The 15,574-nt window shown below is 62.2% G+C and carries 18 protein-coding genes; 15 read left to right on the top strand and 3 right to left on the bottom strand.

The annotated features are described in order from the left end of the window. Positions 1-27 precede the first annotated feature (27 nt). Both NKI99_RS28470 and NKI99_RS28465 read left to right on the top strand, forming a co-directional pair. Positions 28-597 carry a hypothetical protein gene (locus NKI99_RS28470; protein WP_352612925.1) on the top strand — a complete coding sequence of 190 codons (570 nt, stop codon included), beginning with the start codon at positions 28-30 and terminating at the stop codon, positions 595-597. Beyond that, a complete protein-coding gene (locus NKI99_RS28465) occupies positions 597-938 on the top strand; it encodes a DUF6105 family protein (protein WP_023812962.1) in 342 nt (113 codons plus the stop codon). The genes NKI99_RS28470 and NKI99_RS28465 overlap by 1 nt, the downstream gene beginning before the upstream one ends. Here NKI99_RS28465 and ruvX read toward each other — a convergent pair. Next, on the bottom strand, positions 856-1,362 hold the full coding sequence (ruvX, locus tag NKI99_RS28460) for a Holliday junction resolvase RuvX (RefSeq protein ID WP_352612923.1): 507 nt from the start codon (positions 1,360-1,362) through the stop codon (positions 856-858). The two genes, NKI99_RS28465 and ruvX, sit on opposite strands and share 83 nt — an antisense overlap. A gap of 121 nt (positions 1,363-1,483) precedes the next feature. On the opposite strand from ruvX, the gene NKI99_RS28455 reads away from it, so the two are divergent. From NKI99_RS28455 to NKI99_RS28430, 6 genes are all read left to right on the top strand, one after another. Then, on the top strand, positions 1,484-2,191 hold the full coding sequence (locus NKI99_RS28455) for a metal-dependent hydrolase (RefSeq protein ID WP_352553069.1): 708 nt from the start codon (positions 1,484-1,486) through the stop codon (positions 2,189-2,191). A gap of 24 nt (positions 2,192-2,215) precedes the next feature. Further along, on the top strand, positions 2,216-2,632 hold the full coding sequence (locus NKI99_RS28450; RefSeq protein ID WP_352553071.1) for a hypothetical protein: 417 nt from the start codon (positions 2,216-2,218) through the stop codon (positions 2,630-2,632). Positions 2,633-2,750: 118 nt separating this feature from the next. Next, positions 2,751-3,038, top strand: a complete 288-nt coding sequence (gatC, locus tag NKI99_RS28445) for an Asp-tRNA(Asn)/Glu-tRNA(Gln) amidotransferase subunit GatC (RefSeq protein WP_023812958.1) — start codon at positions 2,751-2,753, stop codon at positions 3,036-3,038. Between the two features lie 8 nt (positions 3,039-3,046). Then, on the top strand, positions 3,047-3,502 hold the full coding sequence (locus NKI99_RS28440) for a GNAT family N-acetyltransferase (protein ID WP_352612921.1): 456 nt from the start codon (positions 3,047-3,049) through the stop codon (positions 3,500-3,502). After that, positions 3,502-5,067 carry an amidase gene (locus NKI99_RS28435; protein WP_023812956.1) on the top strand — a complete coding sequence of 522 codons (1,566 nt, stop codon included), beginning with the start codon at positions 3,502-3,504 and terminating at the stop codon, positions 5,065-5,067. The genes NKI99_RS28440 and NKI99_RS28435 overlap by 1 nt, the downstream gene beginning before the upstream one ends. 124 nt (positions 5,068-5,191) lie before the next feature. Next, positions 5,192-5,983 (top strand): YdcF family protein, encoded by a 792-nt coding sequence (locus tag NKI99_RS28430; protein ID WP_352553072.1) that lies wholly within the window; start codon positions 5,192-5,194, stop codon positions 5,981-5,983. Here the strand turns inward: NKI99_RS28430 and NKI99_RS28425 are convergent. Further along, a complete protein-coding gene (locus NKI99_RS28425) occupies positions 5,962-6,675 on the bottom strand; it encodes a DUF599 domain-containing protein (protein WP_027161543.1) in 714 nt (237 codons plus the stop codon). The two genes, NKI99_RS28430 and NKI99_RS28425, sit on opposite strands and share 22 nt — an antisense overlap. Before the next feature lie 180 nt (positions 6,676-6,855). Here NKI99_RS28425 and NKI99_RS28420 point away from each other — a divergent pair, with 180 nt between their 5' ends. The 4 genes from NKI99_RS28420 to NKI99_RS28405 all read left to right on the top strand — a co-directional run bounded on the left by NKI99_RS28420 (position 6,856) and on the right by NKI99_RS28405 (position 10,287). After that, positions 6,856-8,259: an L-serine ammonia-lyase gene (locus NKI99_RS28420; protein WP_127295570.1), complete on the top strand. Its 1,404-nt coding sequence runs from the start codon at positions 6,856-6,858 to the stop codon at positions 8,257-8,259. A gap of 76 nt (positions 8,260-8,335) precedes the next feature. Next, complete coding sequence (locus NKI99_RS28415) at positions 8,336-8,773, top strand: DUF1489 family protein (protein ID WP_013531780.1); 438 nt, start codon at positions 8,336-8,338, stop codon at positions 8,771-8,773. Positions 8,774-8,857: 84 nt separating this feature from the next. Beyond that, entirely contained in the window at positions 8,858-9,589 is a 732-nt protein-coding gene (locus NKI99_RS28410; RefSeq protein WP_023812953.1) for a hypothetical protein, read from the top strand. Continuing rightward, positions 9,589-10,287 (top strand): DnaJ domain-containing protein, encoded by a 699-nt coding sequence (locus tag NKI99_RS28405; RefSeq protein WP_023812952.1) that lies wholly within the window; start codon positions 9,589-9,591, stop codon positions 10,285-10,287. The genes NKI99_RS28410 and NKI99_RS28405 overlap by 1 nt, the downstream gene beginning before the upstream one ends. A 46-nt stretch (positions 10,288-10,333) precedes the next feature. On the opposite strand, the gene NKI99_RS28400 is transcribed toward NKI99_RS28405, so the two are convergent. After that, positions 10,334-11,743 carry a D-alanyl-D-alanine carboxypeptidase gene (locus NKI99_RS28400; protein WP_128303603.1) on the bottom strand — a complete coding sequence of 470 codons (1,410 nt, stop codon included), beginning with the start codon at positions 11,741-11,743 and terminating at the stop codon, positions 10,334-10,336. A 285-nt stretch (positions 11,744-12,028) separates the two neighbouring features. Between NKI99_RS28400 and NKI99_RS28395 the strand changes: the two genes are divergently transcribed. The 3 genes from NKI99_RS28395 to clpA all read left to right on the top strand — a co-directional run bounded on the left by NKI99_RS28395 (position 12,029) and on the right by clpA (position 15,460). After that, positions 12,029-12,358 (top strand): phasin family protein, encoded by a 330-nt coding sequence (locus NKI99_RS28395; RefSeq protein ID WP_013531776.1) that lies wholly within the window; start codon positions 12,029-12,031, stop codon positions 12,356-12,358. A gap of 297 nt (positions 12,359-12,655) precedes the next feature. Beyond that, on the top strand, positions 12,656-12,985 hold the full coding sequence (clpS, locus tag NKI99_RS28390) for an ATP-dependent Clp protease adapter ClpS (protein ID WP_023812950.1): 330 nt from the start codon (positions 12,656-12,658) through the stop codon (positions 12,983-12,985). A gap of 6 nt (positions 12,986-12,991) precedes the next feature. Continuing rightward, entirely contained in the window at positions 12,992-15,460 is a 2,469-nt protein-coding gene (clpA, locus tag NKI99_RS28385; RefSeq protein ID WP_023812949.1) for an ATP-dependent Clp protease ATP-binding subunit ClpA, read from the top strand. Positions 15,461-15,574: the final 114 nt, after the last annotated feature.

The raw sequence follows: 15,574 nt of genomic DNA, 5'->3' as shown, positions 1-15,574 counted from the left end.
CTCTTGCTTTGCGAAGCAGGAACACCGATGCGACAGGTACTGACCTCTTTTCTGGCCTTGCACTGGGCGATTGTTTTCGCCCTGCTTGCGCTAATCTGCATCGACGGAAACCGGGGTGTGGCGGCGGCGCTCGGCGTGCTGGGCACTACAATCGAGGGTACCCGCTTCGTCGACCTCGACAATTTCGTCGTCGTGGCGCCGCTCGCCACCGCATTGCTTGTCGTCGCGGTTCTGTTTTTCTGGGCCTTTGTCGAAGCCCTGGTCAACGACGCGACCAGCGCGGGCGCCGACAGCGTCGCCCGCATCGCCTTCATATGCGCGTCCGGCGTGTTGTCGCTGATCGTCGTCGGTGGCGCCGCGCAAGGCATCAACGGGCTGTTCATGGCTGTCGCCGTGCAACTGGCGGCACTTCTGGCGTCCTATGTCGCCATGCTTGCCGAACGGCGATCCTTGGTTGCGACAGCGGCTTCGGGCGAAAGCGAGATCCATGCCATCGCGCACGGCATGGCAAAAGCCGCGGCCCACAATTCGCTGCTTTCACTCATATCAGGCCGAACGGTGTCCAAGACCGGCTCCCATCCCAGGGGAGGCCGCTGATGCGCTACATCTTCGGATTCTGGGCGGCGCCGATGGCGATTTTCTGGGGCTGGTTCTATCTGTCGGCCAATGACATCAATTTCGGCTACACGATGCTCAGCCGACAGATGCACGACTTCTTCTTCCAGCTCTATGGTCAGATGCTCGGCATCGACCCGGCGATCATTCCCGGCATGGTGGCGAAGACGTGCGTCTTCGACGGGTTGCTGCTGATGGCGCTTTGGGCCTTCCGCCGTCGCCGCGAAATCGCCGGCTGGGTCAGACAGCGCTGGGCGGGTCCGGTTCCGTTCGAGCGGATGCGTGGAGCGACTGAAGCCGGTCCAAAACTCCCTGCAGAATAAACGCGGCAGCCGCCGAATCGATCTTGCCGGCGCGTTTGCGGCGCGAGAAATCCATCTCGATCAGCGTCCTTTCGGCCGCGACCGTCGATAGTCTCTCATCCCAGAGCACGAACGGCAGGTCGCTTATCTGGGCCATGTTGCGGACGAAGGCGCGTGATTTCTGCGCACGCGGACCTTCCGAACCGTCCATGTTGATCGGCAGCCCAATCACCACCGCGCCGGCATTCTCCTTGTGCAGCAAGGCGAGCAGCACCGCCGCATCGAGCGAGAATTTCCTTCGCATGATGACCGGGCGCGGATGGGCGAAGGAAAACCTCTGGTCCGAGACCGCGACGCCGATCGTCTTGTCGCCGAGGTCAAGCCCCGCCAGCGTCTTGCCGCCGGTTAGCCGCGCCGGCAATTCTTCGATCGTGATAATGCCCACCGGCCGTCCTTCGCCTTTCACCACCAGGTGTTTTGTCAAACGCGTGGCGGCAAGTAACCCTTTGATCTCGGGGCCATCGGCGTTCTATCCTTTGGCAAGATAAAAATCGAGGAATGCATTCATGAAACTGACCTGGTACGGCCACTCGGCCTTTCGCATCGAGACCGCTGATGCCAAGATCCTCATCGATCCCTATCTGATCGGCAATCCGTCCTGGACGGGCGGCTGGGAGGGACCGGCCGAGGGGATCACGCATGTGCTGCTGACGCATGGCCACAGCGATCACATCAGCGGCGCCGTGGAAGTGCTCGGCAAAAGCGGCGCGCAGCTGGTCGCCAATTTCGAGATCTGCATGTATCTGGTCGGCAAGGGGGTCAGCGACAAGAAGATCAACCCGGGCAACATCGGCGGCACCGTCGATTGCGGCAGCTTCACCACCACTTTTGTCCAGGCGCTGCACTCATCCTCGTTCCCCGGCGAGGGCGGCCAGAACACCTATCTCGGCAATCCGGGCGGCCTCGTCCTGCATTTCCCGGAAGACAAGACGCTCTATCACATGGGCGACACCGACATCTTCTCCGACATGGCGCTGATCAACGAGTTGCATGAACCGAAGATCGGCATCGTGCCGATCGGCGACCGTTTCACCATGGGCGGCGCGGTGGCTGCACTTGCCTGCCGGCGCTTCTTCAAATTCGATACCGTGGTTCCCTGTCACTTCGGCACGTTTCCGATGATCGATCCGACCGCCGACAAGTTCGAGGCCGGCATGGAAGGGTCCGGCGTGACGGTGGCATTGCCTGATATCGGTGAGACGATTACGATCTAGGCGTGGCGAAAGCGGAATAAGACCATGGCTTTGAGGAAATCTCTTTGTGTATCGATGTTGGTCGCGGCGTCGCCCGCGCTCGCCGCGGATGATTTCATCGAGGGCGTCTACCTGCAATCCGAGGAGCTTTGCAAACAGGCCAAAAAGGACACGCTGCAAACGCTGATCGACGCAGGCAACATCGTGCTTTCGGCGCACGGCCTGCAGAGCGTCGAATACAATTGCGAGTTTCTGCAGATCAGCAAGGCCACGGCTTCGCCGAGCTGGGCGGTGACGGCCATCTGCCAGGAACCGGGTTATGTCTTTCCCGACGTTCTCTCCGTGACGCAAATGAACGCCAAGCAGATCGATCTCGTGTCGGTTCGGCCCGTCGACGACGAAAGCGAAGCAAGCGGCAACAGCGGCAGCTACTATCTGTGCGAAGGCGTTGCTCTGCCATAGACGTATTCTGAGGGCCCACGAGCGGGCCGCCGGCACAGCCTGGTCTCTCGCACGATGCATGTTGCGCAGCGCGCGCGGCGCCGCTATAGCCCGAACTGGTTTTCCCCGAGGCAAAAACATGTCCGTAGATCTTCAGACAGTGAAGCGCGTCGCGCATCTCGCCCGCATCGCGGTGAGCGAAGAAGATGCCGAACGGATGACCGGGGAGCTGAACGCCATTCTGGGCTTCGTCGAGCAGCTGAACGAGGTCGATGTTTCCGGTGTCGAACCAATGACCTCGGTAACGCCGATGGACATGAAGAAGCGCAGCGATGTCGTCACCGACGGCGGCAAGGCCGCCGACATCGTCGCTAACGCGCCGGCGACCGAAGAGAATTTCTTCCTCGTGCCGAAGGTCGTGGAGTAAGTCGGCCGATGGCAATCGAGATCGCCATTGAGAAGCCGCTCCAGGACGACGTGCGCAGGCTGGTCACGGAACTCAACGAGACCTTGCTCGAACTGACGCCGCCGGAGCATTGCTACCATTTGACGGTCGAGCAGATGGCCGGTGAGGACACGACGGTTTTCATCGCCCGCGATAATGGCCTGGCCATTGGCTGCGGCGCGCTGAAGCGTCATGACGGCGCCATTGGCGAGGTCAAGCGCATGTATATCAGGCCGTCGCATCGCGGGCAGAAGATCGGCGCGAAAATCGTTGAGCGGGTCGGATCGCTGGCGCGCAACGAGGGGCTGAAGCGCCTGGTGCTGGAGACGGGCGATCGTCATCCCGCGGCGTGGACAGTCTACGAACGCGCCGGGTTTTCGCGCTGCGGCCCGGTGCTGGATTATCCCGATTCTGAGTGGTCGGTGTTTTACGAAAAGAGCCTTTGATGAGCGACCTGACCCAGCTGACGATTTCACAGGCCCGCGCCAAGCTGCGCGACAAGGAAATCACCGCGACCGAGATCACCGAGGCCTATCTCGGCGCTATCGAGCGCGCCAATCCGGCGCTCAATGCCTATGTCGCCGTGACCGGCGACAAGGCGCGCGACATGGCCAAGGCGTCCGACGCCAGGCTGGTCAAGGGCGAGGGCGGTGCGCTGGAAGGCATTCCGTTGGGGATCAAGGACCTGTTCGGCACCGAAGGCGTCCACACGCAGGCTTGCAGCCATGTGCTCGACGGGTTCAAGCCGCGCTACGAATCGACCGTTACGTCAAATCTGTGGGCCGACGGCGCCGTTATGCTCGGCAAACTCAACATGGACGAGTTCGCCATGGGCTCGTCCAACGAGACGTCCTACTATGGCCCGGTCATCAATCCGTGGCGGCGCTCGCGCCTCGATACTGCGGTGATGCCCACGACGCATCAGGGCGACGGCGGCTTCGTTTCGGCCGGCGGCACGAGGACCGTGCGCAGCCTGGACAATGCGCAGTTGGTGCCGGGTGGCTCTTCTGGCGGGTCGGCCACGGCAGTCTCCGCCTTCCTGTGCGCCGGCGCGACCGCGACGGACACTGGCGGCTCGATCCGCCAGCCGGCCGCCTTCACCGGGACGGTCGGCATCAAGCCGACCTATGGCCGCTGCTCACGCTGGGGTATCGTCGCGTTCGCCTCGTCGCTCGACCAGGCCGGCCCGATCGCGCGCGACGTACGCGATGCCGCGATCCTGTTGAAATCGATGGCCTCTGTCGATCCGAAGGACACGACGTCGGTCGACCGGCCGGTGCCGGATTATGAGGCGGTGATCGGCAAGCCGATCAAGGGCATGAAGGTCGGCATTCCCAGGGAATACCGCGTCGACGGCATGCCCGAAGAGATCGAAGCGCTGTGGCAGAAGGGCATTGCCTGGCTGAAGGACGCCGGCGCCGAGATCGTCGACATTTCCCTGCCGCATACGAAATACGCGCTGCCCGCCTATTACATCGTGGCGCCGGCCGAGGCTTCGTCCAACCTCGCCCGCTATGATGGCGTCCGCTACGGCTTGCGCGTGCCGGGCAAGGATATCGTCGACATGTATGAGAAGACCCGCGCCGCGGGTTTCGGCCGCGAGGTCAAGCGCCGCATCATGATCGGCACCTATGTGCTGTCGGCCGGCTATTACGACGCCTACTATCTGCAGGCGCAGAAGGTGCGCAATCTGATCAAGCGGGATTTCGAGACTGTCTTCGCCGCCGGCGTCGATGTCATCCTGACCCCGGCAACGCCGTCCGCCGCCTTCGGCATCGCCGACGAGGACATGGCTGCCGATCCGGTCAAGATGTACCTGAACGACATCTTCACCGTCACTGTGAACATGGCGGGCCTGCCGGGCATCGCTGTGCCCGCCGGGCTCGACGCCAAGGGCCTGCCGCTCGGCCTGCAGCTGATCGGCCGGCCGTTCGATGAGGAAACCCTGTTCCAGACCGCTGCCGTCATCGAGCAGGCCGCAGGCACGTTCCAGCCGGAGAAGTGGTGGTAGGGACGTCGCTCGTCTAGCGCATGCCCTGAAAGTCGAATCGATTTTCGGAAGGATCCTGCGCAAAATCAAAGTGTTAGCGTCCTTTGAGCGCGCACGCCCGCGCGGCGCTGCAATGGGGTGAGCGATGTTCTTCTACCTGTCCAAGATCTTTTGGTTCTTCATCCAGCCGCTGAACCTGGCGATCTTTCTGCTGCTGGCGGGATTGCTCGCGGCCATGATCGGGCGCCGGCGGCTGGCGGCTACCGGCAGCGTGCTGGCATTTCTGGTCCTTGCGCTGTCAGCGTGGACGTCGCTCGGCGCCATGATGCTCAATCCGCTGGAAGAGCGCTTCGCGCGCCCGCCGCTGCCGGCAAAGGTCGACGGCATCGTCGTGCTCGGCGGCGGCTTCGAGGGCGCCATCAATCTGGCGCGCGGCGGCTATGAGTTGAACAGCAGCGGAGATCGGATGGTCGAGACCGCAGTTCTGGCCCGGCGCTTTCCTACCGCCAAGGTGGTCGTCTCCGGCGGCACCGGCGCGTTGTTTCTCGATGGCGAGGGCGATGCCGCAACCGCGCCGCGCCTGCTCACCGCGCTTGGCGTGGCCGCCGATCGTCTGATCCTGGAGAACAAGTCCCGCAACACCTATGAGAACGCGGTCTTCACCAAGGAGTTGCTAACGCCGAAGCCCGGCGAGACCTGGCTGCTGGTGACTTCGGCCTTCCATATGCCGCGCGCCAAGGCGCTGTTCGACAAGGCTGGCTTTGCGACTGTTCCCTGGCCGGTCGACTATCGCACCTCGGGCAAAGAAGGCATCGGCCTGTTCCGCGACAATCCAGCCGATTCGCTGCAGGCCGCCACCATGGCCATCCGCGAATGGATCGGGCTTTTTGCCTACTGGCTGTCAGGCCGGATCGATCAGCCTTTTCCAGGCGGCTGACCGATCACCGCCTGCCTGGCGGCCGAGAAGAACTGGCGCCGCACCAGAACGGCCAGCAGCAACAGCGTCGACAACACGAACACCATTGGGTCGACGAACCAGCCGAGATAACCGATCGAGAAGAACACGCCGCGCAGGCCGGAGTTGAAGTGCTTTCCGGCCAGCATGTTCATTTGCGCCGCACGCCACACCGCCGTTTCGGTGACCGGATTGCGTGAGGCTTCGCCATGCGGGATCGGCACGGCGCCGATCAGGATCGTGCAATAGTTGAACAGCCGGTACGCCCAGCCGAATTTGAAGAACGAAAACGCCAGGATCAGCACCAGCCCGAACACCTTTATCTGGAAGGCCGCGCGCGACGGCGCGCCACCCAGGGGCAGGTCGCTGAGCACTTCAAGAACCCGGTCGGATGCGCCGAGCAGGGCAAAACAGCCGCCGATGGCGATCAGCGAGCTGGAGGCGAAGAAGGCGGTGCCTTGCTGCAGCCCGCTCATGATGGCGGTATCGACGATGCGGATCTCGCGCTCGGCCATGGTCCGCATCCAGGCTTGCCGCTGTGCATTCATCGCCGTCGTCAGTGACATGCGGCTGACCAGCTTGCCGTCGGAGGCGAACGTGTGCAGCAGCCACGCGACGAGGAAGAAGGCCAGCGCCGCGAGATCGGCTGTCGAAAGATCGAGGGAATCGCCCATGGCCTGAATTTAGCACATTCAGCGCGATCGCTTCGATGTCCGCCTACAGCGATAAGGCACCAATGTCGCTGCCGGAGCAAACAAGGTCGGCGGGTGCAGCGCCGCGATTTCCAAAAGAGCGGAAACATCGTGGGAATTCCTATATGTAGTCATCGACCTGACGCCAGGAGACAACGCCGCGTGTTCCTTTCGGTTTTCGACCTGTTCAAGATCGGCATAGGACCCTCGAGTTCGCACACGATGGGGCCGATGACAGCCGCTGCGCGGTTTCTCGACGAGGTCGCGGGAAATGACTGGCCGCGTCCGGCGGGCGTCAAGGTCGATCGGCTTGGCGCAAGTCTGCACGGGTCACTCGCCTACACCGGTATTGGCCACGGCAGTGATCGCGCCGTCATGCTCGGCCTTGCCGGCCTGACGCCGCAGACGGTCGATCCCGACCAGGCCGATGGCATTGCCAGCCGCATCGCCGCCGAAAAGCGCATTTCGCCGCCCGGCCATCCCGCCTATCGCTTCGATCCGGCCACCGATCTGGTGCTGGACCGCAAAACGCCGCTCACCGGTCACGCCAACGGCATGGCGTTCTACGCCTATGATTCCGGCGGCCGCCTGCTGCTCAAGCGCATCTATTATTCGATCGGCGGCGGCTTCGTGGTTTCCGAAGAAGAACTGCAGCGGATGAAAGCCAAAGGTTCGGTGACAACCGAAGGCAAGAAAGTGCCTTATCCGTTCAAGAATGCGGTCGAGATGCTGGCCATGGCCGGCAAAAGCGGCCTTTCCATCGCCGACATGAAACGCGTCAACGAGGAGACGCAGATGACGCGCGAGGAGCTCGACGCCGGCCTCGACGGAATCTGGAGCGCCATGAAGGGCTGCATCGACCGTGGCCTGTCGCAGGATGGCATCATGCCGGGTGGGCTGAAGGTGCGCCGCCGTGCCCGCATGCTGCACGATAAGCTGCAGGAGCAGTGGCAGCAGAACAAGCCCAATCCTTTGCTCGCCAATGACTGGCTGTCGATCTACGCCATGGCCGTGAACGAGGAAAATGCCGCCGGCGGCCGCGTCGTCACCGCGCCGACCAATGGCGCTGCCGGCACGCTGCCGGCGGTGCTGCGCTACTGGCTGCATTTCCATCCCGAGGCGGACCAGCCGAGCATTCGTGATTTCCTGCTGACGGCTGCCGCCGTTGGCGGCATCATCAAGACCAACGCGTCGATCTCGGGCGCCGAGGTCGGCTGTCAGGGCGAGGTCGGCTCGGCATCGGCGATGGCGGCGGCCGGCCTGTGCGCCGTCATGGGCGGCACGCCCGAGCAGGTCGAGAATGCCGCCGAGATCGCGCTCGAACATCATCTCGGCATGACCTGCGATCCGGTCGGCGGGCTGGTGCAGGTGCCGTGCATCGAACGCAATGCGCTGGGCGCGGTCAAGGCGGTGACGGCAGCGTCACTGGCCATCAAGGGCGACGGCATCCATTTCGTACCGCTCGATGCGGCGATCGAGACCATGCGCCAGACCGGCCTCGACATGAACGAGAAGTACAAGGAAACCAGCCTTGGCGGGCTTGCAGTCAACGTCGTGGAGTGCTGAAGGCTGGCCTAAACCGCTACTGTGGAGAAGTCGATCCGGTCGTTGACGCGTTCGCGTGCAGGACTAACCTTAAGCGATGTCTCTCAATCTCATAAAACTCTGTGTCGGCTGCGACAGCGTCGAGGATCTCGAAGAGTGGATCGCCTTCCGCCTCGACGAGCGGCGGCGCGCCGGTGAGCCGGTCGAGCAGTATCACACCACCCGTATGATGCCGACGCGCGGCGCCGAGGTTACCGATGGCGGTTCGCTCTATTGGGTGATCAAAGGCAATGTGCAGTGCCGCCAGTTGATCACCGAAATCCGGCCGTTCACCGACAGTGAAGGCATAGGCCGTTGCCATCTGATACTCGACCCCGAGGTTGTACGCACCGACTGGCAGCCACGCCGGGCTTTTCAGGGCTGGCGCTACCTGAAGCCGGCGGACGCGCCGCTCGATCTGGGTAAGGGCAAGGCCGGATTGATCGAGATGCCGCCGAAACTCAGGCGCGAGCTGGCCGATCTCGGTCTGCTCTGACCCCAGGTGGCATCACCGCCTGGCCCTTTGCACTGCCCGATGTGGGGCTTGCAAGCGATGTGGCAACGCCACATCTTGTTTTTCATGAGCGATAAGAAGCAGCCTGTGCCAGCGGGGACCAATCCTGCGCCGATCAAGCCTCAATCCAACGCCGGCGAGATCGACGCCTTCATTCGTCAGGCGAGGACACTTGCCGCGTCGGCGACCGATTCGGGCAGGCTGATCCTTGCTCTCGACGCAACAATGAGCCGCCAGCCGACCTGGGATCTGGCTTGTGAGCTGCAGGGCCAGATGTTCGACGCTGTCGGCAAGGCCGGAACCCTCAGCGTGCAACTGGTTTATTTTCGTGGTCTCGGCGAGTGCCGTTCGTCCGCTTTCGTGAGCGACACCAATGCCTTGAAGCAGCTGATGACGCGGATCGAATGCCGCAGCGGCCACACCCAGATCGGCAAGGTCCTGACGCATGCGTTGAAACAGACGGCGGCCGCCAAGGTCAATGCGCTGGTCTACATCGGCGACGCGATGGAAGAGAATATCGACGATCTGGCCGAAAAGGCCGGCAGCCTCGGCCTTCATGGCGTTCCCGTCTTCGTGTTTCAGGAAAGCCATGATTCCGGCGCAGAAAAGGCGTTCAAAGAGATTGCGCGGCTGTCCAAGGGGGCTTGGTTTAGATTTGATCGGCGGGCTGCCGCGACCCTGGCAGGACTGCTTTCGGCCGTCGCCGTGTTTGCGACCGGCGGGTTGAAGGCGCTCGAAGCCAGGGGCAGGCCGGAAGACCGGCTGATGATCGAGTATCTGCGGGGCGGCGGAAAATAATGGGCGCGATCATCGCTTTTGGAGCGTTGCTTCTGCTGCTCCTCGGCGCGGTGACGATCTTTCTGCGTGCCGAGCCGGCGAAACTGGCGAGCACGCTGCGAACGCTCGGGCCGGCTCTTCTGGCACTTGTCGGCGTCGCCGTGCTTGTGGTCGGCCGGGAAGGCATCGGCGGCATGATTCTCACCGGCGCAATTGCCTGGTATGGTTCCATGCGCATGAAACGCCAGCCGGCCGGGCTTGCACCGGGCAAACGCTCGACGGTGCGCACAGCGGCATTGGAAATGGAACTCGATCACGATACCGGCGGCCTCGAAGGACTGGTCCTGGCTGGCCGCCACGAAGGCAAGATGCTTGGCGCGATGGGGCTGGCGGAATTGCAACACCTCTACCGCGAACTCTCCGGCGATCCGGAGAGCCGACAGCTGCTAGAGACGTATCTTGACGGCAGATTTCCCGTCTGGCGCAAAAACGCTGAGACGAACGGTGGCGAAGGGCTGGGTGTTGCGCCAGGTCCGGGCGCCATGACTAAGGAGGAGGCCTACAAGGTCCTTGGTCTTGAAGCGGGGGCCGCCGCGGCGGATGTCCGCAAGGCGCACCGCCGCCTGATGCAGCGCCTGCACCCCGATGTCGGCGGCACGTCTTTCCTGGCGGCGCGGATTAACGAAGCCAAGGACGTCTTGCTCTCCAATCACAACTAGTCTCCTTCGACGCAGAATTTTTCCGGGAGATGGCTTGCACGCCGTCCTACTGCTGGACGGCGTAGCACTCGATGTTCTTCTTCTTCAAAGCGGTACAGGCCTTCCAGGCGGCGGTCTTCGAACCGAAGCCACCGAAGCGGGCGCGGTAGTAGGTGACGCCATCCTTGTCGAAGGCGACAGTGAAACCGGAAGCGTCCGCCAGCACCTTGGGCGCCTGCTTGGTGGTCTTGTCGAGAAAGGCCTGGGCCTCGGACTGCTTGGGCGACGAGGCGACCTGAATGGCCCAACCCGAAGGCACCGACGCGGTGTTGACCGGGTCGACAGCCGCCGGCGTCGGCTCGGCATAGGCCGCTACAACCTGGGCCGTCGCGACTTGGGGGGCTGAAACGATGACGGTCTTGACCTTTCTGGTCTTGACGACGGGGGCTGCTTCTTCGGCCTGCGCGGTATCGTCTTCCGCGACCGTGGCGTCCTCGGCAACGGTGACATCGTCCTGCGCTATGACAGGCTTGTCGTCCGGTGTCGGAGCGTCATGCTTGGGCAGGAGAACCTTGGCAAGGGCGGTGATCGGGTTGTTGCCACCGGCCTTGGCGACCAGATCGCCACCACCGCGAGTCGACGCCCTCGGCAGATAGGTGTTGATCAAGCTGGCCATCTGATTGTCGCGGCTGCCGCCCGAGGTGCCGCCCATGACCACGCCGACGATGCGGCGATTGCCATCGGAAACCGATGAGACGAGGTTGAAGCCGGAGGCGCGGGTGTAGCCAGTCTTGATGCCGTCGACGCCCTTGATGCGTCCAAGCAGACGGTTGTGGCCGTTGATGCGCTGGCGCCCATAGAGAAAGGAGCGCTGCGAGAAATAGCCGTAATACTGGGGAAAATGCTCGCGCAGCGCGATGCCGAGCGTCGCCATGTCGCGCGCGGTGGTGAACTGGCCGGGGTCGGGCAGGCCATTGGCGTTGCGGAACACGGTGCCGTTCATCCCCAGCGCACGCGCCTTGGCGGTCATCATGCGGGCAAAAGTGGTTTCATTGCCGCCGAGCATTTCGCCGAGCGCGGTGGCCGAGTCATTCGCCGACTTGGTGACGATCGACAGGATCGCGGTCTCGACCGTGACGGAACCGCCCGGCTTCACGCCAAGTTTCGTCGGCGCCTCGGCGGAGGCCTTGGCGGAAAACACCACTGGCGTGTTCCTGCTGATCTTGCCCTTCGCCATCGCTTCGAAGGTCAGATACAGCGTCATCATCTTGGTCAGCGAAGCCGGATAGCGCCTGCCGTTGGCGTCGGCGGAGTAGAGCACTTTGCCGGTCTTGGCATCCACGACGATGGCCGCCTGCCTGGCCGCCAGCGACGAGGCAACGTCGCCAAAAACGAATGTCATCGCCAGGGCGATGATCATCATCGTTTTGAGAGGGGAGGTAGATTTGGAAACGATGCCCAACAACGCCTTACGCACTGGTACTTCCCTTGGATTTCTTCGTTGCGTTGGAGGCGGCAAAGGGTCCTGCCTCGCTTCCGGCCAAGCTACCGGCGCAGCGTTACCAATCCGTTTATGGTAACCGCCGCGTTCACCATTTTCTTCGGGCTTGTGGCTCTCTTTATTCGATTTTTAGCCATTGGCTGCGCAGGCGGGTCCGCAAGCCCGCGAAATCTTGACTTTTGTGCGGCGCACAATATATTATCTTGCATTGCACAAGGGCGCCCCGAAGAAGGACGCTTCAACCGTCAAGGGAATCGTGAAATGACCCAGACCTATGAGGACTTCAGCAAATACGGCAAAGAGTTCGCCGACACCGGATTGAAGAGCTTTGCGTCGCTGTCCAAGGGCGCGCAGGCGATTGCCACCGAAGCTGGTGAATACACCAAGAAGAGTTTTGAAACCGGCAGCGCCACGGTGGAGAAGCTGTTTTCAGCCAAGTCGCTGGAAAAGGCGATCGAGATCCAGTCGGATTACGCCAAGCAGTCCTATGAGGCGTTCGTCGCCGAGGCCACCAAGATCGGCGATCTCTATGCCGAACTCGCCAAGGAAGCTTACAAGCCATTCGAATCGATCGTTGCCAAGGCAAAGTAATTTTGCCCGGGCGAACTGATTTCGCCTGACGTGACCCCAGATTCAGCCTTTGAACCCGAGAAAAAGCCCGGCCACGGAAACGCGGCCCGGCTTTTTCGTGTCAATTTCCGTTCCAGAGCCTCGCGCCCCTTCACGATTGCGAAAATCGTCCAAGTTTGGTGACCTAGCCATATTGTCAGCTAACCAGAAGGGCTTAAAATCGTACATCGAACACCTACATGTCGAACTCGCATGGGGAATCGAAAGAGGCAGGAATACGTGACGATCGGTTTGACTGCCACGAGACGAGTGGTGCGGATGCAAGACGGCGACGGTAACGGCAATGGGGCCGGCCGTGGGACGGCCGTCATCACGCGCACCAAAACCAAGACCAAGAAGCCCAGCCTTTATCGGGTCCTCATCCTCAACGACGACTACACTCCGATGGAGTTCGTGGTTCACGTGCTGGAGCGTTTTTTCCAGAAGGATCGCGAAGCCGCCACACGCATCATGCTTCATGTTCACAATCATGGAGTGGGCGAGTGCGGGGTCTATACATTCGAGGTGGCCGAGACCAAAGTGTCCCAGGTCATGGATTTCGCCCGACAGAATCAGCATCCGCTGCAATGCGTGATGGAGAAGAAGTGAGGTAACATGCCGGCTTTCTCCCAAGGCCTGGAAAAGGCGCTTCACCAGGCGCTGACGCTCGCCAATGAGCGGCACCATGAATATGCAACCCTAGAACATCTGCTGCTCGCGCTCATCGACGACACCGAGGCGGCCGCCGTCATGCGCGCCTGCAATGTCGATCTCGATGAGCTCAAGCACACGGTTCTCACCTATATCGACACCGAGCTCGACAACCTCGTCACCGGTTACGACGAGGACTCCAAGCCGACCGCCGGTTTCCAGCGCGTCATCCAGCGCGCGGTGATCCATGTGCAGTCGTCTGGCCGCGAGGAGGTTTCGGGCGCTAACGTCCTCGTCGCCATCTTCGCCGAGCGCGAGAGCCATGCCGCCTATTTCCTGCAGGAACAGCAGATGACCCGCTACGACGCGGTCAACTACATCTCGCACGGCATTGCCAAGCGTCCGGGCGCATCGGAGACACGCTCGCCGCGCGGTGCCGATGACGAGCAGGGCGGCCAGAACGGCGCCGAGCCACAAGAGGAAGGCGGCAAGAAGAAGCAGCAGCAGGATGCGCTGACGGCTTATTGCGTCAATCTCAACAACAAGGCCAAGGCCGGCAAGATCGACCCGCTGATCGGCCGCGAGTCCGAGATCAACCGCACCATTCAGGTGCTGTGCCGCCGCTCGAAGAACAACCCGCTCTATGTCGGTGATCCCGGCGTCGGCAAGACGGCGATCGCCGAGGGTCTGGCCAAGCGCATCGTCGAGGGCGACGTTCCCGAAGTGCTGCACAACGCCACCATCTTCGCGCTCGACATGGGCACGCTGCTCGCCGGCACGCGCTATCGCGGCGATTTCGAGGAACGGCTGAAGCAGGTCGTCAAGGAACTCGAGGACTATCCCGGTGCCGTGCTGTTCATCGACGAGATCCATACGGTCATCGGCGCAGGGGCTACTTCAGGCGGCGCCATGGACGCGTCCAACCTGTTGAAGCCGGCGCTGTCATCGGGTGCGATCCGCTGCATCGGCTCGACCACCTACAAGGAATTCCGCCAGTTCTTCGAGAAGGACCGTGCTTTGGTGCGGCGCTTCCAGAAGATCGACGTCAACGAACCGACCATCGCGGACGCCATCGAGATCATGAAGGGCCTCAAGCCCTATTATGAGGAGTTCCACAAGGTGAAGTTCACCAACGAGGCGATCAAGGCCTCGGTGGAGCTGTCGGCACGTTACATCAACGACCGCAAGCTGCCGGACAAGGCGATCGACGTGATCGACGAGACCGGCGCCTCGCAGATGCTGGTTCCGGAAGCCAAGCGCAAGAAGACGATCGGCATCAAGGAGATCGAGGCGACGATCGCCACCATGGCCCGCATCCCGCCGAAGACGGTTTCGGCCGATGACGAGAAGGTGCTGCAGGGTCTCGATATCGAGCTGAAGCGCGTCGTCTATGGCCAGGACACCGCGATCACCGCGTTGACCTCGGCGATCAAGCTGGCGCGTGCCGGCCTGCGCGAACCGGAGAAGCCGATCGGCTCCTACCTGTTCTCCGGCCCGACCGGCGTCGGCAAGACCGAAGTGGCCAAGCAGTTGGCCGCGTCGCTCGGCGTCGAGCTGATCCGCTTCGACATGTCGGAATATATGGAACGCCACACCGTCTCGCGGCTGATCGGCGCGCCTCCCGGCTATGTCGGCTTCGACCAGGGCGGTCTTTTGACGGACGGCGTCGACCAGCATCCGCATTGCGTGCTGTTGCTCGATGAGGTCGAGAAGGCACATCCGGACCTGTTCAACATCCTGTTGCAGGTTATGGACCATGGCAAGCTGACCGACCACAACGGCAAGCAGATCGACTTCCGCAATGTGATCCTGATCATGACCACCAATGCGGGCGCGTCGGATGCGCAGCGCGCGGCGATCGGCTTCGGCTCGACCAAGCGCGAAGGCGACGATGTCGAGGCGATCAACCGGCTGTTCACGCCGGAATTCCGCAACCGTCTCGATGCGATCATCCCGTTCGGCTCGTTGCCGGTGCCGGTCATTCATCAGGTGGTGCAGAAGTTCGTCATGCAGCTCGAGGCCCAGCTTTCCGAGCGTGGCGTCACCTTCGACCTGTCGGCGGATGCGATCGCCTGGCTCGCCGACAAGGGCTATGATGAGCGCATGGGAGCGCGGCCGCTCGGCCGGGTAATCCAGGAGCACATCAAGAAACCGTTGGCCGACGAGGTGCTGTTCGGCAAGCTCAAGAAGGGCGGCACGGTGCGTGTCACCGTCGAGAAGAAGGAAACCGGCGAGACCGGCCTGAAGCTCGAATCACTCGCCGACGAGGCGCCGGTGAAGCCGAAGAAGGAAGAGCCGGAAGAAACAACGAAGCCCAGAAAGGCCGTGACGAAAAAGCCCGCGGCCAAGAAGCTGGTGGCGCAGAAGCCCGAAGCCAAGGGCAAGGACGGCGGCAAGCGCAGCCTCGTGCCGCAACTGCCCCGAAAGAACTGACCTTGACGAAAGTCGAAAAAAGCCCCGGAAATGAACTGACCCCATAAAGTTGGACGGTTCATTGAGTTGGTAGGTTTAAGGGCTGGTTCCTGTATTGCACAGGGGCCAGCCCTT

Source organism: Mesorhizobium sp. M0239 (genome assembly GCF_040321815.1).
Lineage (GTDB): Bacteria > Pseudomonadota > Alphaproteobacteria > Rhizobiales > Rhizobiaceae > Mesorhizobium.
The sequence above is the reverse complement of the archived record's forward strand: the minus strand, read 5'-3'. Positions and strand labels throughout refer to the sequence as shown.